The sequence below is a fragment of the Pseudoalteromonas amylolytica genome (assembly GCF_001854605.1).
Taxonomy (GTDB): domain Bacteria; phylum Pseudomonadota; class Gammaproteobacteria; order Enterobacterales; family Alteromonadaceae; genus Pseudoalteromonas; species Pseudoalteromonas amylolytica.
In genome coordinates, this window is the sequence record NZ_MKJU01000030.1 from 261,184 (window position 1) to 275,424 (window position 14,241).

14 protein-coding genes and 3 tRNA genes are annotated in these 14,241 nt (G+C 42.9%); 8 read left to right on the forward strand and 9 right to left on the reverse strand.

The window, feature by feature from the left end; translation table 11 throughout:
* The first annotated feature begins 59 nt into the window (after positions 1-59).
* From BET10_RS17110 to BET10_RS17125, 4 genes are all read left to right on the forward strand, one after another.
* Positions 60-488 (forward strand): CBS domain-containing protein, encoded by a 429-nt coding sequence (locus BET10_RS17110; protein WP_070986805.1) that lies wholly within the window; start codon positions 60-62, stop codon positions 486-488.
* Between the two features lie 708 nt (positions 489-1,196).
* Positions 1,197-5,081, forward strand: coding sequence for an ATP-dependent RNA helicase HrpA (hrpA, locus tag BET10_RS17115; protein WP_070986806.1), 3,885 nt, complete (start codon positions 1,197-1,199; stop codon positions 5,079-5,081).
* 88 nt (positions 5,082-5,169) lie between these two features.
* Positions 5,170-5,553 carry a response regulator gene (locus BET10_RS17120; RefSeq protein ID WP_070986943.1) on the forward strand — a complete coding sequence of 128 codons (384 nt, stop codon included), beginning with the start codon at positions 5,170-5,172 and terminating at the stop codon, positions 5,551-5,553.
* A 10-nt stretch (positions 5,554-5,563) separates the two neighbouring features.
* The gene (locus tag BET10_RS17125; RefSeq protein ID WP_070986807.1) at positions 5,564-5,854 is read left to right on the forward strand and encodes a PilZ domain-containing protein; all 291 of its coding nucleotides are present in this window, start codon (positions 5,564-5,566) and stop codon (positions 5,852-5,854) included.
* A 19-nt stretch (positions 5,855-5,873) separates the two neighbouring features.
* Here the strand turns inward: BET10_RS17125 and BET10_RS17130 are convergent, their stop codons facing one another.
* Both BET10_RS17130 and BET10_RS17135 read right to left on the reverse strand, forming a co-directional pair.
* The gene (locus BET10_RS17130) at positions 5,874-6,347 is read right to left on the reverse strand and encodes a hypothetical protein (RefSeq protein ID WP_070986808.1); all 474 of its coding nucleotides are present in this window, start codon (positions 6,345-6,347) and stop codon (positions 5,874-5,876) included.
* A gap of 232 nt (positions 6,348-6,579) precedes the next feature.
* On the reverse strand, positions 6,580-7,770 hold the full coding sequence (locus tag BET10_RS17135; protein WP_070986809.1) for a class I SAM-dependent methyltransferase: 1,191 nt from the start codon (positions 7,768-7,770) through the stop codon (positions 6,580-6,582).
* 189 nt (positions 7,771-7,959) lie between these two features.
* Here BET10_RS17135 and BET10_RS17140 point away from each other — a divergent pair, with 189 nt between their 5' ends.
* On the forward strand, positions 7,960-8,586 hold the full coding sequence (locus tag BET10_RS17140; protein ID WP_070986810.1) for an HD domain-containing protein: 627 nt from the start codon (positions 7,960-7,962) through the stop codon (positions 8,584-8,586).
* A 15-nt stretch (positions 8,587-8,601) separates the two neighbouring features.
* On the opposite strand, the gene BET10_RS17145 is transcribed toward BET10_RS17140, so the two are convergent.
* Positions 8,602-9,582 (reverse strand): ion channel, encoded by a 981-nt coding sequence (locus BET10_RS17145; RefSeq protein WP_070986811.1) that lies wholly within the window; start codon positions 9,580-9,582, stop codon positions 8,602-8,604.
* A gap of 91 nt (positions 9,583-9,673) precedes the next feature.
* Between BET10_RS17145 and BET10_RS17150 the strand changes: the two genes are divergently transcribed.
* Complete coding sequence (locus tag BET10_RS17150) at positions 9,674-10,345, forward strand: M48 family metallopeptidase (RefSeq protein ID WP_070986812.1); 672 nt, start codon at positions 9,674-9,676, stop codon at positions 10,343-10,345.
* A gap of 6 nt (positions 10,346-10,351) precedes the next feature.
* On the opposite strand, the gene BET10_RS17155 is transcribed toward BET10_RS17150, so the two are convergent.
* The 3 genes from BET10_RS17155 to BET10_RS17165 form a co-directional block, all read right to left on the reverse strand.
* Positions 10,352-10,436, reverse strand: a tRNA-Tyr gene (locus BET10_RS17155).
* 18 nt (positions 10,437-10,454) lie between these two features.
* Positions 10,455-10,539, reverse strand: a tRNA-Tyr gene (locus tag BET10_RS17160).
* A gap of 21 nt (positions 10,540-10,560) precedes the next feature.
* Positions 10,561-10,645: transfer RNA gene (locus tag BET10_RS17165), tRNA-Tyr, on the reverse strand.
* A 112-nt stretch (positions 10,646-10,757) separates the two neighbouring features.
* Here BET10_RS17165 and BET10_RS17170 point away from each other — a divergent pair.
* Entirely contained in the window at positions 10,758-11,279 is a 522-nt protein-coding gene (locus BET10_RS17170) for a VC2046/SO_2500 family protein (RefSeq protein WP_070986813.1), read from the forward strand.
* A 10-nt stretch (positions 11,280-11,289) separates the two neighbouring features.
* On the opposite strand, the gene BET10_RS17175 is transcribed toward BET10_RS17170, so the two are convergent.
* The 3 genes from BET10_RS17175 to BET10_RS17185 all read right to left on the reverse strand — a co-directional run bounded on the left by BET10_RS17175 (position 11,290) and on the right by BET10_RS17185 (position 12,814).
* Entirely contained in the window at positions 11,290-11,748 is a 459-nt protein-coding gene (locus tag BET10_RS17175; protein WP_070986814.1) for a YchJ family protein, read from the reverse strand.
* A 12-nt stretch (positions 11,749-11,760) separates the two neighbouring features.
* The gene (locus tag BET10_RS17180; RefSeq protein WP_070986815.1) at positions 11,761-12,198 is read right to left on the reverse strand and encodes a SulA-like leucine-rich domain-containing protein; all 438 of its coding nucleotides are present in this window, start codon (positions 12,196-12,198) and stop codon (positions 11,761-11,763) included.
* 166 nt (positions 12,199-12,364) lie between these two features.
* Complete coding sequence (locus tag BET10_RS17185; protein ID WP_070986816.1) at positions 12,365-12,814, reverse strand: tetratricopeptide repeat protein; 450 nt, start codon at positions 12,812-12,814, stop codon at positions 12,365-12,367.
* A 119-nt stretch (positions 12,815-12,933) separates the two neighbouring features.
* Here BET10_RS17185 and BET10_RS17190 point away from each other — a divergent pair, with 119 nt between their 5' ends.
* Positions 12,934-14,223: an NCS2 family permease gene (locus BET10_RS17190; RefSeq protein ID WP_070986817.1), complete on the forward strand. Its 1,290-nt coding sequence runs from the start codon at positions 12,934-12,936 to the stop codon at positions 14,221-14,223.
* Positions 14,224-14,241 lie beyond the last annotated feature (18 nt).

Sequence of the window (14,241 nt, forward strand, 5' to 3'; positions counted from 1 at the left end):
AATTCCATGCACGCCAGCTATAGTTAAAATGCTGGCGTTTTCATATGGAGCAAATAATTATGCAATCAATAAAAGTGGCTGACTATTTAAATCATCGCCCCGTCACCTTTTCTGTAGAAATGAGAGTTGAATTAGCAGTTGAGAAGCTGCTACAAAGTGGACAGCCAGGCGGGCCGGTGATTGACTCAAACAAGCGAGTAGTGGGTTTTCTATCGGAACAAGACTGCCTTAGAAAAATGCTCGAAGCAACCTATCAAAATGAGTCTCACAGCGTGGTAGGAGATGTAATGACGGCGAATCCCGTGTGTGTAAAGCCTGAAGACAGCATTGTACAAATAGCCGATAAAATGACAATTAATAAGCCCAAATTGTACCCTGTCATTGATGATGAAGGACGTCTACTCGGTGTAATCAGTCGCGCCAATGTACTGTTAGCACTCGACAAACACCTTCACGATACGTATCTGTCTGGGCATAGGTACGTTTAAAAATTATTGTAAATAACAAAAATAGAACGAGTTCCTATCTCTTTTACTTTCGTTTGTGCATAAAAGGCGCTCAAAGGTAGCCTGCTATATTTGAGCGTTTGATCTACACAGTATTTTTCTCATACATACAACTATCATAAAACTATTAAATAGGAGTTAGTTAGGATAAGCGAATTATTTTGTTGAACATCCTTAGCTGTTATACCCAAACCGTTGGGCCTATGAAATTACGAGCGCGTCATGCGGCGATTGTCAAATAAGGTCAAAATCAAAACCCATTTTAGCGTTTTTTGGTTGGGTTACTTCTGTTGCTTTGTCTGTGCCTGCCAACGAACCTGTGCAGATCGCGGCTGGAGTATTTATTGGTATTGTAATTGAAGATGGGCAGGGACCATACCAACGTTTGGTCAATCACGCTGTCATGTGTGCAGTGTCAAGAGTCAGTTGATCCCTTGGCTCATGCCGTTTGGGCATTCAAGAATCAACATGTGCTGGCCATCTATGGAGTGACTGAGGCTGCGATAGATAGCGTTGGCAGATATGGGCGCGTCTTTTCGAACCTGCCCTTTCTTCTTGGGGCTTTATCCAGATAAGTAAGCCAAAGCGTTTGTATGCTCCTCGATAGAATATTACCGCTAGAGCATAGGCTCAGAGATTGGTTTTTGATACACTACGCGCTCTTCAATTTACGATGATAGGTAATGTGTAGTGAGTGTAGGACCACTGTTTGCTGAGCTCAAGTCTTGTCTCAAGAAAGATCAGTTTCTCCTTAAAAAGCGTTTGCATGGTGCGAATAAAATCACAGATGCAAACAAGCAAAGCAAAGTGGTTGCATCCATTGAAGAAGCGATTTTAAAAAGTCAATCGCTAAAAGTGCAACGCACAGAGCGACTTCCTAAAGTTAGCTACCCAGAGTTGCTTCCGGTTAGCCAGAAAAAAGACGAAATCAAAGCCGCAATTGAACAACATCAGGTGGTGATTGTTGCCGGTGAAACAGGCTCAGGCAAAACCACACAGTTACCTAAAATATGTTTGGAACTAGGTAGAGGCGTTGATGGCTATATCGGCCATACGCAACCAAGAAGGTTAGCAGCGAGAAGTGTTGCCAATCGTATTGCAGAAGAACTTGAATGTGAGTTAGGTCAGCAGGTTGGCTTTAAAATCCGTTTTAGCGACCAAGTGTCAGACAATACCTACGTTAAGCTGATGACGGATGGTATTTTACTTGCAGAAATACAACAAGATCGTTATTTGAATCAATATGATACTATCATTATTGATGAGGCACACGAACGTAGTCTGAACATTGACTTTATTCTGGGTTACTTAAAGAACCTGTTGCCTAAACGTCCAGATCTGAAAGTGATCATCACATCGGCAACCATCGACCCTGAGCGTTTTTCTAAGCATTTCAACAATGCACCTATCATCGAAGTATCGGGCCGAACGTATCCTGTTGAAGTGAGATATAGACCAATTCTCGATACAGCGTCTGATGATAGCGAAGCGCAGAGTGATCAGCTACAGGGCATTTTTGATGCAGTTGACGAGCTATGTGCAGAAGGCCCTGGTGACATTCTCATTTTTATGAATGGTGAACGGGAAATTAGAGATACAGCAGAGGCACTCGATAAGCGCAATCTCAAGGGGGTAGAAGTATTGCCTTTGTATGCACGTTTATCAAATGCTGAGCAAAATCGTATCTTCGCACCACATAGTCAGCGTCGTATTGTTTTGTCTACCAATGTGGCAGAAACATCACTTACTGTGCCCGGTATCAGATATGTTATTGACCCAGGCACTGCCAGAATTAGTCGCTATAGTTATCGAACAAAGGTACAGAGATTACCCATTGAGGCGATTTCTCAGGCCAGTGCAAATCAAAGAAAAGGTCGATGTGGTCGTGTTGAAGCGGGTATCTGTATTCGACTGTACTCTGAAGAGGACTTTCTTTCTAGGCCAGAGTTTACAGACCCAGAGATCTTGCGTACCAACTTAGCCTCAGTTATTTTGCAAATGTTAGGCTTGGGACTGGGTGATATCACCCAATTTCCTTTTGTACAAGCGCCTGACAGCCGCAATATAAATGACGGCATTGCTTTGCTTGAAGAGCTTGAGGCGGTGCACCCGAGCAAGCGTCGTCAAAGTACCAAATTAACCCAATCTGGACGCACGCTCAGTCGTCTCCCCATTGACCCTCGTTTAGCGAAGATGGTATTTACTGCAGACAAATTGGGCGCATTACGTGAAGTTATCGTCATAGTTGCTGCGCTGTCTATCCAGGATCCTCGAGAAAGGCCACAGGAAAAACGCGGAGCGGCGGATGAAAAGCATGCACGGTTTGAACATCCAGACTCAGACTTTGTGGCATTTTTAAACTTATGGTACTACATCGAGCAGCAACAAGAAGCACTCACGCGCGCGCAGTTTCGTAAACTATGTCAGAAAGACTTTCTTGCCTACATGCGCATTCGTGAATGGCAAGACATCGTTTACCAGCTGAGCACCATCTGCGAAGAAATGAACATGCAATTGAGCGACAGCCCAGCTGATTTGGATAATGTGCACCAAGCCTTACTCAGTGGCATGCTCAGCCACATTGGTGCTAAAGATGAAAAACAACATTACAAAGGTGCGCGCAACAGTCAGTTTCATATATTCCCAGGCTCTAGTTTATTTAAGAAAAGCCCGAAATGGCTAATGTCGGCAGAACTGGTTGAAACGAGTAAGCTATATGCAAGGGTCAATGCCAAGATTGATGTTAATTGGATAGCGCCTTTGGCGCAGCATGTGGTTAAGCGTAGTTTTAGCGAACCACACTGGGAGAAGAAACCAGGTTGTATCATTGCTTTTGAACAGCAAACGCTGTTTGGATTGATCATCGTTGCGCGTAAGCGCACCGTGTATAGTCAAATTGAGCCTGTATTGTGTCGTGAGTTGTTCATCAAAGAGGCGCTGGTGGCGCAGCAGCTCGGTCAAAACGAAGCTTTTTTACAGCATAATCAGTCTTTAATTGATGACATTCATGTACTGGAACAAAAGGCACGCCGCCGCGATATTCTCGTCGATGAGCAAACCTTATTTGAGTTTTATGATCAACGTATTCCGAAGGATGTTTGCACGCGCGCTGGTTTCAATCATTGGTGGAAAAGTCAAAAGCAAAAAGATAAACGCTTTTTGCATATGAGTCGTGAGCAGCTGATGCAACACGATGCGCAGCAAATCACCGAGTATGATTATCCAGACGTATGGCATCAAGGCAACCTAATGTTGCCGCTAGAGTATCACTTTGAGCCAGGGCAAGCCGTAGATGGCGTAATGGTCAATATACCCTTAGCATTGTTAAACCAAGTTGATGAGCAGGGATTTGACTGGCATGTGCCTGCCTTTAGACATGAGTTAATCTGTGGTTTGATTAAAAGTTTGCCCAAGAATCTGCGTCGTAATTTTGTGCCAGCTCCAAACTATGCGGACGCGGTGCTCGCAGCGGTAGAGCCAATGCAAGGGGCATTGCTTGATGCCTTGGCAATGCGACTTTTACGTATGACTGGGGTAAAAGTTGAACCTGAGGACTGGGATCTAAACGTTCTGGAACCGCATTTAAAAATACAATTTCAAGTGATGGGGGATGATGGCAAGGTCATTGCCCATGGGTTTGATTTACAAGCTTTGAAAGACAAATTGCAAGGCCGTGTATCGGATACGCTTTCTCAAGTCGCAGAAGCAGGCATTGAACGCCAAGAAATTACCCAGTGGCAATTTGGTGAGCTACCCAAAGAATATACTAAAAAACAAGGTAACTACGAAATTAAGGCGTTCCCCGCGTTAGTAGACAAAAAGGCGACCACGGCAATCGAGTTATTTGATAGTCCTATTAAAGCTTCAGCTGCGCACCAAAAAGGGATACGCCGACTGGTGTTACTCAATGTGCCTTCGCCTATCAAATACTTGCAACAACATTTACCAAACAAAGCCAAGCTAGGCTTGTATTTTAACCCATTTGGAAAAGTACAAGACCTGATAGACGACTGTATTGCCGCAGGCGTTGACTTGCTACTAGTCAAAGACGCTGATATTCGAGACGAGCATAGTTTTGAGCAAGCAAAGGAGCGTATTCGTGGTGAACTCGGTGATACGGTGGTGCAAATTGCTACACAAGTTGAACAAGTATTAAGTATCGCACATGCTATTAATAAGCGTATGAAAGGCAGGGTAGATTTAACCATGATAACAGCTCATGGCGATGTCAAGTCACAGCTAGAGGCGCTGGTTTTCAAAGGCTTCGTAAGTGAACATGGCGCAGCTAAGCTGCCTGATTTGTTACGCTATATGAAAGCGATAGAAAAACGACTAGAAAAGCTACCAGTTGATCCAAATCGTGATCGTTTATGTGTACTTGAACTGGAAAAGGTTGCACAGGCGTATCAGAAAGTGGTCGCACGTATTCCAAAAGGACATCCTTTGCCTGATAATATACAGAGCATTTTTTGGATGCAGCAGGAGCTTAGAGTTTCACTGTTTGCGCAAACACTCGGTACGCCTTATCCCATCTCCGCCAAGCGGGTGATGAACGCACTGAGAGACTGCGAATAATTGCTTAATTAGCTTGCAATTTACTCTGAGCCAATTACCTTATTAGAAGGAAAAGTTTTTGGATTTTGAAAAGGAAGTGACATCAACTATGTCCACTCGCAAAAAAGGGAATAACACACCGCATGTACTTGTGGTTGATGATGAATATTTTAACTATGAAATGCTCAGTATGGCTTTATCTGATGCGTTTAAGCTTAGTTATGCAGACTCAGGAAAGAGTTGTTTATCCAACGCGATAGCTCATAAGCCTGATGCAATTTTGCTTGACGTATGTATGCCTGGCCTTGACGGGTATGACACGTGTCGTATGTTGAAAAATACTCCAGAAACGAAAGATATTCCCGTTGTGATGGTATCAGGCTTAGAGTCAGAACAAGAGCAACAAGCGGGCTACGAAGCCGGCTGCGATGCTTACGTGATAAAACCTTTTGCCATCCAATCCTTATTAGAAAAACTAAAATCCATGGTATAAGGGGACAGCGATGTTGCACGAGGATAAGCGCAGATTCATGCGTATGATGGTTAATGCAAAGGCCAGATTGACAATATTAGAAACGGGCTTGACGTTTGAAGGTAAATGCCATGACCTAAGTGCAACTGGGTTGTCGATAGAGGTCAGTGAGCCTGTTGAACCGAATACCATGATGGAAGTACACATTAACTCGTCCAGCACAGCTATCCCGCCATTGAATGCTCACGCCAACGTAGTGCGTTGTGCTCAAGAGCAAGATGGCACATATATATTAGGCTTGGAAATTACTCAGTTTAACTGACGACTAACTACAAAATACCTTACTTTGTAGTAACAATGAGCTTAGCGCAGTGTGCTCGGTATTGTTCTTGGTATGTAAGGTTTTGTCCGTGTTCATGTTTAAAATCAAGGCCGACCATGACGCGATCGTCAGGGCATAGATATGTTTGATGTAACTCAAACTTGCTTTGCCAACTAGATACTTGAATATCTTCAAGGTCGATATGGATACTGCCAATGTAGCTGCTTAGCTCTTGCTCCTTTTTACGTAGCTTTTCAACAATCTTAAGAGCTTCTTGATCGCTTGTTTTGAGTCGTTCAATGATCTTGGCAATAGTCTGCTCTTTTAATGCTTTTTTAACGCTGTCTTCGGTATGTTCGACTACGAACTGATATATGCCAAGGCTGGTCAGTAGAGTGACAATCAAAACTACAAATGCAAGTGCACCTATCGCTTGATTTCTGGCCGTATCGGCCTTTTCTTTAATTAGTAATTGGACCTCTGGGGCTATCATAACTCACTCCTTTTGGTTTCACAGCTGGTATAGCTTTGGGCCGAAAAAGCTATCCTTGAATGCAAATATAGAACAGCTATTTCTTATCGCCACTTTATCGGCAGGTAAATATGACGCAAATACGGTCGTATACATGATTGTAAGAAAACGCTTTTATAGAGTGATGAGGTTTGGGAAGACTGGAGACAGCAAAGGCGTTGTTTTCAACGCCTTTGGCCGATAAGCTGCTAATTTAGTAAACCTTACAGATTAACCCTTTTAGATAAAATCCTTCTGGATAGTTGCCTGAAATCGGGTGATCTGCCGCTTGATTTAGACGTTCCATAATCAGTAGTTCTTTGCCTGCATCGAGGGCCGCATCTGCTACCACCTTTTGAAACAGGTTTTGTTCCATAAGGCCAGAGCATGAGAAGGTTAATAACGTTCCGCCGGGCTTGAGGATTTGCATCGCTATCATGTTTATGTCTTTATAGCCACGGCATGCACCAGTGAGCTGAGCTTTACTCTCGGCGAATTTTGGTGGGTCCATGACAATTGTGTCGAACTGACGACCTTCGTCGCGATACTGCCTAAGCAGCTTAAAGACATCTTGCTTAACAAATTCTGCTTTTGAGAGGTCTAGATTATTGTGTTCGACATTGCGCTTAGCGGTATCCAGCGCAGGTTGAGAGACATCGACATTAATAACCTTGTCACAACCTCCGCGTAGCGCGTACAAGCCAAATGTGCCAGTGTAACAGAAACAGTTCAGGACCGTTTTGCCTTTAACAAAGCGCTCTAATGCCGCGCGACTGTCTCTTTGATCAAGATAGAACCCTGTTTTATGGCCATTGATGATATCAACCTCAATTTTCAAGCCATTCTCTTCAATGAGTACAGGTTCTGCAGGCGCATCACCCCATAGTGCGCCCGTGGTTTTTTCCAGGCCTTCTTTTTTACGCACATCGACATCTGAACGTTCATAAATGTAGCAATCAGGAAATAGCTCTCTCAGTGCCATAAGTAAGTCACCTTTATGACGTTCAGCACCTGCACTGAGCAATTGACACACTATATAGTTGTCGAATTTATCAATGGTAATTCCTGGTAAGCCATCAGATTCCGCTGCACTTAGTCGAAATCCTGTTAATCCACCCTCTTCAATGGTCTGTTGGCGAGCATCCAGCGCACGACGTAGCCTTTTGACAAAAAACTCGGTGTCAATCTGCTCGTTCTGATCAAAACTCCACACGCGGGCACGAATTTGTGAATCTGGACTATAAGCCGCAGTTGCAAGATATTGCCCATCATGGGTATAAATGGTGACCGTATCACCTAAGGCTGGTTTGCCCTTTATTTTCTTGATTGCTTTAGAGAAAATCCACGGGTGCTTACGTTTTAGCGACTTTTCTCGACCGGGCTGTAAATACAGGGCACAAGACATAAAAATTCCTTACTCAATAGAATGCTTGCCATTTTAGTGAAGGGCATGCCAACATACAATCTTAACCTATTAATATTGGCCAGCTAGGGCCTTGAGCTGTTAAATTGTGGGTTATGAATTGTGGCTATGTACGTCATCAATTGAACTGAGAATCCGCTAATAAATTTATAAAAGTCATAAGAGAATGTAATGCATAACATTGAACAGGCATGTAAAAGCTTTATGTTAAACAGCGTCTTTGCTGATACGGCCCATGATTTAACGCATGTTGAAAGAGTGGTTAAAACTGCCAAGCAGCTCGCTGAGCAAGAGCAGGCAGATTTGGCTGTAGTGTTACCGGCTGCATGGCTACATGACTGTGTTGCCGTAGCTAAAAATCATCCTGATAGAGCGAAAGCCTCAAAAATGGCGGCAGACAAAGCTGTGACGTTTCTTCAGTCAGTTGGTTATGATGAGTCTAAACTCAATGCGATTCATCACGCAATCGTAGCTCATAGCTTTAGCGCCAATGTCACGCCTGAAACCTTAGAGGCTAAAATTGTTCAAGATGCGGATAGAATGGATGCGTTAGGCGCAATCGGTGTGAGCCGTTGTATGAAAGTAGGAGGGGCCATTGCTCGCCACTTATATCATCCCGAAGATCCATTTTGTGAGCGCCGTGAAGCGGATGATATGCGTTATACGCTAGATCACTTTTTTATTAAACTGCTACATATTGCTGAGCAAATGCATACTCCTTCAGCCAAAGAGGAAGCGCGTAAACGAACTGACTTTATGTGTGCATTCTTAGAGCAGTTAAAACAAGAGATTGCCTAATTCGTTATATGTATGTCATCGAGTCATGCGCTTTACAAACACAACCACGAATAGGGCTAACGAGAAGCTGCCGGTAAAGGCCTCAACGGCGGCAATAAATCGCGAGAACCCAACGGGTGTGATATCTCCATACCCTAATGTCGTAAATGTCACAACGCTGAAATAGAAGCTGTTCAGCAGAGCGCCGATATTGTCAGAGAAGCTGTTGGCAAAGTCTAACTGTAGGCGTTGCTCGTCGTAGGTTACGCCGAATATAAAGTACATTAATGCACAAAATACGATCATCGTTAAACTGAAACGGATGACGTTTTCTGGTTTTTCTCCATAGCCGCAGAGTAAATTGATAAAACTAGAAACAATGCGCCTTTGTGAAAACTTAGGGTATTGCTGGTGGCGCATCCGTAGTTCTTGATAGGTGAATTTGCCAGCCATTTCAAATAAACCTTGTTGCTCAGCGCCTTTTCTGAGTGAACGATATATTTCCTCAGACTGTAAAAATAAGTCATTAGCGTCATCAATACGTTTTTCTTTTAAAGCGTTAAAGGCTTGTTGCTCTTGTAATAGCTTGTCACCTAAATATAGGTTGTCGATACGGGTATTATTGAGTTTAATTCCCAGCAGGTTTGTGCCCTCAAGATGGCAGCAATGTAGATTAGCCTCTCTTAAATCTGCTTTCATTAAAGAAGCATGGCAAAATGTATTATTAAACAGATGAGCACCTTGTAAATTTGCGCGATAAAAGTTGCTGTACGACAAATCATAGCCATTGTGATCACCAAACTTCACTAAATTAAGCCCTTCGAGGTTTGCGCGCTTTAACTCTAAGCCATGCAGTAGACCGCCACGTTTGGCGTAGCGCTCTAGTTTTTGAGTAAGCTCTAAGCCACTTTTGTCAAATTTAGCATCGTGCCAAAAACAAAGTCCTGAACCCATATCAATCTCTTGGCATTTATGACCGTCGGGTGATTTATATTGACAACATGGTTTATCACTCATAGATATCTGATCTCTTTAGCCATTTATTTTTATAGATTAGCAGCTAATTGGCGCGGTAGAATGACTGCAAGAAAACTTTTTTTAATTGAAGATGTTTGAATATCAGCTAAAACTCAGCAAAAGACGTAAGACAGTTGCATTAAAGGTTACAGATACAGGCGTTCATGTGTATGCGCCATATGGTGCATGTATAATGGAAGTTGAGCGGTGGTTAAGCACTAAAAAGTCTTGGGTAGAAGCTCAACAAACAAGACTCGCGATTGGTGTACAAATACAAATACCTTGGCAGAGCAATAAGGTAATGATCTTTGGTGAAGCGTTTGAGTTTTTATTTGGCACTTGTAATTATATTGATCATCAAAAAAAGCAGGTTGTTATCAAAACCTCCACACGCTCTTCAGTCAAATCAATCAGAGCTCAGCTCATAAAGTTGCTGGCAGTTGAGCTTGAACAGTACGTAGATAGCAAGTTACATCACTTCAGTACACAAATGAATGCGCCTGTAGCAATTGTAAAATTCAGAGAGTATAAAAGCCGTTGGGGAAGTTGTTCGAGTCAGTACGCACTTACATTCAACGTGTTGCTCGCTGGTGCGCCAAAGAGAATGATTGATTATGTGATGGTGCATGAGTTAGCGCACTGTCATGTTTTATCGCATAACAAGGCGTTTTGGCAGCTTGTCGGTAAATATGACCGAGATTATAAACAAGCGGTAAAATGGTTTAGAGAAAATGCTAAGCAGTTATTTATAGCTAAAGAATAAAAGAGATGGTGGAGGGGGCTGGATTCGAACCAGCGAAGGCAGTGCCGTCAGATTTACAGTCTGATCCCTTTGGCCGCTCGGGAACCCCTCCTCAGTGGAGTATACAATTTGGTGGAGGGGGCTGGATTCGAACCAGCGAAGGCAGTGCCGTCAGATTTACAGTCTGATCCCTTTGGCCGCTCGGGAACCCCTCCAAATTGTATTTGTGTTGTTGATGGTGGAGGGGGCTGGATTCGAACCAGCGAAGGCAGTGCCGTCAGATTTACAGTCTGATCCCTTTGGCCGCTCGGGAACCCCTCCTAAACAACGGCGGTGATAATATCAAAGTTTTTTATTAAGTAAAGAAAACTGCTAAAGAAATTTTAAAAAATGCCGATAAAAGTCTAGTTCAGTAGTTAATTGGCGAAACTCTATGCAATTTGATGTGGTATTAACCAGAGAAGACCAACTCGGTAACGCACTTTCGGTGAGTGTGACCGAGCATCGTCGTGCTGATTTTTCCATGTTACTGGCGATGCTTTCTCAAGACGCCTTAGAATTTAGTCAATTTCATTTGCCAGAGTCAGAACTGAACGAAGCTGATCTGAGTGAGTTAGCACTTAAGAAAGAGCTACAAATTGGCCCTCAGCAAGCACTGGCACCAGAAACATACGATATGTCGATAGGTCAAAACAATGCGTCGCGATTAGCACAAAGCAGTTTAACAACTTTAAAACTGCAACAGTGCCTGTCGCCAGAGCCGTTGGCAATACGCAATGACAAAACTCATATTCCACTGGAGGTAGTGGATAATTGTGAAATAGCGGTAAGGAAACGTTTGGAGTCGATTAAAAGTGGCGCTTCAATAGAAGAAAAACCCGCTATGAATGCAGCGGGCTTTTACGATCAGCTTGCCAGCGGACAGATGCAAAGTGCGTTGCAGCTCACCGCTTAAGTAATGTCTATCAGGTGCTATGACACTTTTTAAACTTTTTACCACTGCCACAAGGGCACATGTCATTCCTACCTAGTTTAATTTCAGGTGTTGGATAAATATGGCCGTCTAAATACTTCCATAGACCGTCTTCTAAAATAAAATTTGATAACTCATGAAGCGCACAGACTTTGTTGTCAGCAATATATGTTGCTTGAAATTCAACAAAACTGCCATCATTTGTATCGCCAACCGATAATATGTCCAATTTTATAAAGTTAACGGCATTGGCAAATGCCAAAATATCTTCAACACTATGATGCTTTTTTTCTTCTTGAGCGTAAGTCGCCCTAATATATTGAGCATTTTTTACTACATATGCACTATAGCGCGAACGCATAAGCTGTTCTGCTGTTTTAGGAGTTTGTGCTCCTGAAATAAAAGGTTCGCAACATTGTTGAAAAGGCGCTTCACTTGGACAATAACACATCACTGATACACATTAAGACATAAATGCAGGCATTGTACACTTTTCTGGTTGCTTAGTATGAGAAAAACAGAAAATTTCAGTGTTCGTGTTGGGTAAATTCATCCTACTTAGTTCATTGGCACTGAGAACGTCCGTCCAAGTGATCACGGCTGCAAAATTACCATTGTTTAGCGCAGAAGATAAAACGTAGCTTAAATCAACAATATGCTTTCTTCTAATCACTAATAATTTATTGGTATCAATAGAGCAGCTATCTATCATTGCTTTATTTGGTACATTATCGGGCGCGATTAACAATGTCCACCCTTGTTTTTGATTACATTGATGAACAATTTTGAGCAATGCTAAACTTGCACAAATATCATCTTCTGTTGTCACATGATGGACATTACTTACCGGTGACTTTGGTAAACCTGAAGTAATTTCTAAAACTGAACTTGTTTGCAACATAATCAACTCACTGGTGTTATATACAGTATTTGTATACAGTAGTTTATACAGTTATTAGATGCAAGCGAAAATTGTCACTTTTTTATACAAATATACAGTTATGGTCGAGGAAAAGCGCATGAATGCTTGTCATGTCTATGAAATTTATTATAAAAAGGTGGCTAGATTACGACTGGATAAAGGTTAACTGATGTATTTGTTCGTACAGTGTTGCGGCATAACAGTGCGCATCTTTGATGCGCTTGGTCGTTAAGTGCGGTTTTAGTTGTTCTATCATAGCGCTGGCGGCTTCCATACCCTGACTTTGTGCGAGCACCAACCAAGCCATCGCATGGAAGGGGCTTTGTGGCACTCCTTGTCCTTTAACAAAGAGTAAGCCAAGATAAAACTGCGCTTTATAATTGCCAGACATAGCAGACATACGGAACCACTTCGCAGCAAGCGGAAATGCTTGCTCTTTGAGATAATACAAGCCTTTTTTAAAAGCGATTTGAGGATCATTGTCCTGGGGTAACTGGGCGTCACTGCTAATCGGAGAAGTTACAAAGTCCAATACATTAAGCAGCTGTTGCTCTAAATCTTGGCTTGCTGAATTTTCGAATTGATCTCGTTCCATAGTATAACCGCAATAATAAGCCCATTAGCAAGTGTAGCTGAATTCTAACTAATTTGTCCGAATAAACCAGTAGTTTATGTTAAAATCCAAACACTTGTTTCCAATTTAAAACCTTAACTATGTTAGAACGGTTATTCAATATACGCCAGCAAGGCTCTAGTGTGAAAACAGAGATAGTTGCTGGGTTAACCACATTTGTAACTATGGTCTATATCATCTTTGTAAACCCACCGATGTTAGCCGAAGCGGGGATAGACCTTGGCGCAGCATTTGTCGCAACCTGTGTCGCGGCAGCCATTGGCTGTTTTATTATGGGCTTTTGGGCCAACTACCCACTGGCACTGGCACCGGGAATGGGGCTGAACGCATTTTTCACCTATGGTGTGGTGCTTGGCATGGGGCACAGTTGGCAATCTGCATTGGGAGCGGTCTTTTTATCTGGGTGTCTATTCTTATTGCTCAGTATTTTTAAAATACGAGAGTGGGTGATTCAGGCTATTCCTTTGGTCTTAAAACAGGCTATTGCAACAGGAATTGGCGCATTCTTAGCACTAATTGCATTGAAAAATGCTGGTATTATTATCGCCAGTCCGGCCACTTTGGTGCAGCTTGGAGACATTACTCAGGCGGGCCCATTGCTGGCAATATTGAGCTTTTTTATTATCGCTGCTCTGATGTTCAGAGAGGTGAAAAGTGGAGTGTTGATCAGCATATTCGTTGTCACTGCAATAGCATTAAGCATGGGGTTGGTGTCATATCAAGGGGTGATGTCTGCCCCACCGAGTGTTGTACCAACTATGATGCAACTGGATGTTGCCAGCGCATTGGAGTTATCTATGCTCAGTGTGGTGTTTGCGTTTTTGTTCGTTGACTTGTTTGATACGTCAGGCACATTGGTTGCAGTGACACACAAGGCGGGTCTGGCAGACAAACAGGGTCGTATGCCAAGAATGGGCCGCGCGCTATCTGCAGACAGCACTGCGACGATTGCAGGCTCAATGCTTGGAACCTCGACGACGACATCTTACATAGAGTCAGTCTCTGGTGTTTCAGTGGGAGGAAAAACAGGGTTAACAGCTGTCACGGTTGGGGTGTGCTTTCTCCTGATGATGTTTTTTGCACCGTTGGCAAAAATGGTGCCGGCCTATGCGACGGCGGGAGCAATTTTATATGTTGCTGTGTTGATGTTGCAAAATCTTAAGTCGGTGAATTGGGATGATATGAGTGACGCCATTCCGGTCAGCGTAGTGCTGCTGATGACTCCACTGACTTTTTCTATCGCCCATGGCATTGCACTGGGTTTTATCGCTTACACCGCGGTTAAAGTTGTTTGTCACAAGTCGCATGAAATCACGTTTAGTGTGTGGCTATTGACGGCATTGTTTATATTTAAATTCGCGATAGAGTAGGTAAGGTATCAATGAAAA

What these genes read in the sequence shown, in the direction of transcription:
- BET10_RS17175 (WP_070986814.1), bottom strand. Translation starts at nt 11,748, where the DNA reads ATGTGTTATTGTCCAAGTGAAGCGCCTTTTCAACAATGTTGCGAACCT.
- BET10_RS17150 (WP_070986812.1), top strand. Translation starts at nt 9,674, where the DNA reads ATGTTTGAATATCAGCTAAAACTCAGCAAAAGACGTAAGACAGTTGCA.
- BET10_RS17190 (WP_070986817.1), top strand. Translation starts at nt 12,934, where the DNA reads ATGTTAGAACGGTTATTCAATATACGCCAGCAAGGCTCTAGTGTGAAA.
- BET10_RS17180 (WP_070986815.1), bottom strand. Translation starts at nt 12,198, where the DNA reads ATGTTGCAAACAAGTTCAGTTTTAGAAATTACTTCAGGTTTACCAAAG.
- BET10_RS17130 (WP_070986808.1), bottom strand. Translation starts at nt 6,347, where the DNA reads ATGATAGCCCCAGAGGTCCAATTACTAATTAAAGAAAAGGCCGATACG.
- BET10_RS17185 (WP_070986816.1), bottom strand. Translation starts at nt 12,814, where the DNA reads ATGGAACGAGATCAATTCGAAAATTCAGCAAGCCAAGATTTAGAGCAA.
- BET10_RS17170 (WP_070986813.1), top strand. Translation starts at nt 10,758, where the DNA reads ATGCAATTTGATGTGGTATTAACCAGAGAAGACCAACTCGGTAACGCA.
- BET10_RS17145 (WP_070986811.1), bottom strand. Translation starts at nt 9,582, where the DNA reads ATGAGTGATAAACCATGTTGTCAATATAAATCACCCGACGGTCATAAA.
- BET10_RS17120 (WP_070986943.1), top strand. Translation starts at nt 5,170, where the DNA reads ATGTCCACTCGCAAAAAAGGGAATAACACACCGCATGTACTTGTGGTT.
- BET10_RS17140 (WP_070986810.1), top strand. Translation starts at nt 7,960, where the DNA reads ATGCATAACATTGAACAGGCATGTAAAAGCTTTATGTTAAACAGCGTC.
- BET10_RS17110 (WP_070986805.1), top strand. Translation starts at nt 60, where the DNA reads ATGCAATCAATAAAAGTGGCTGACTATTTAAATCATCGCCCCGTCACC.
- BET10_RS17125 (WP_070986807.1), top strand. Translation starts at nt 5,564, where the DNA reads ATGTTGCACGAGGATAAGCGCAGATTCATGCGTATGATGGTTAATGCA.
- BET10_RS17135 (WP_070986809.1), bottom strand. Translation starts at nt 7,770, where the DNA reads ATGTCTTGTGCCCTGTATTTACAGCCCGGTCGAGAAAAGTCGCTAAAA.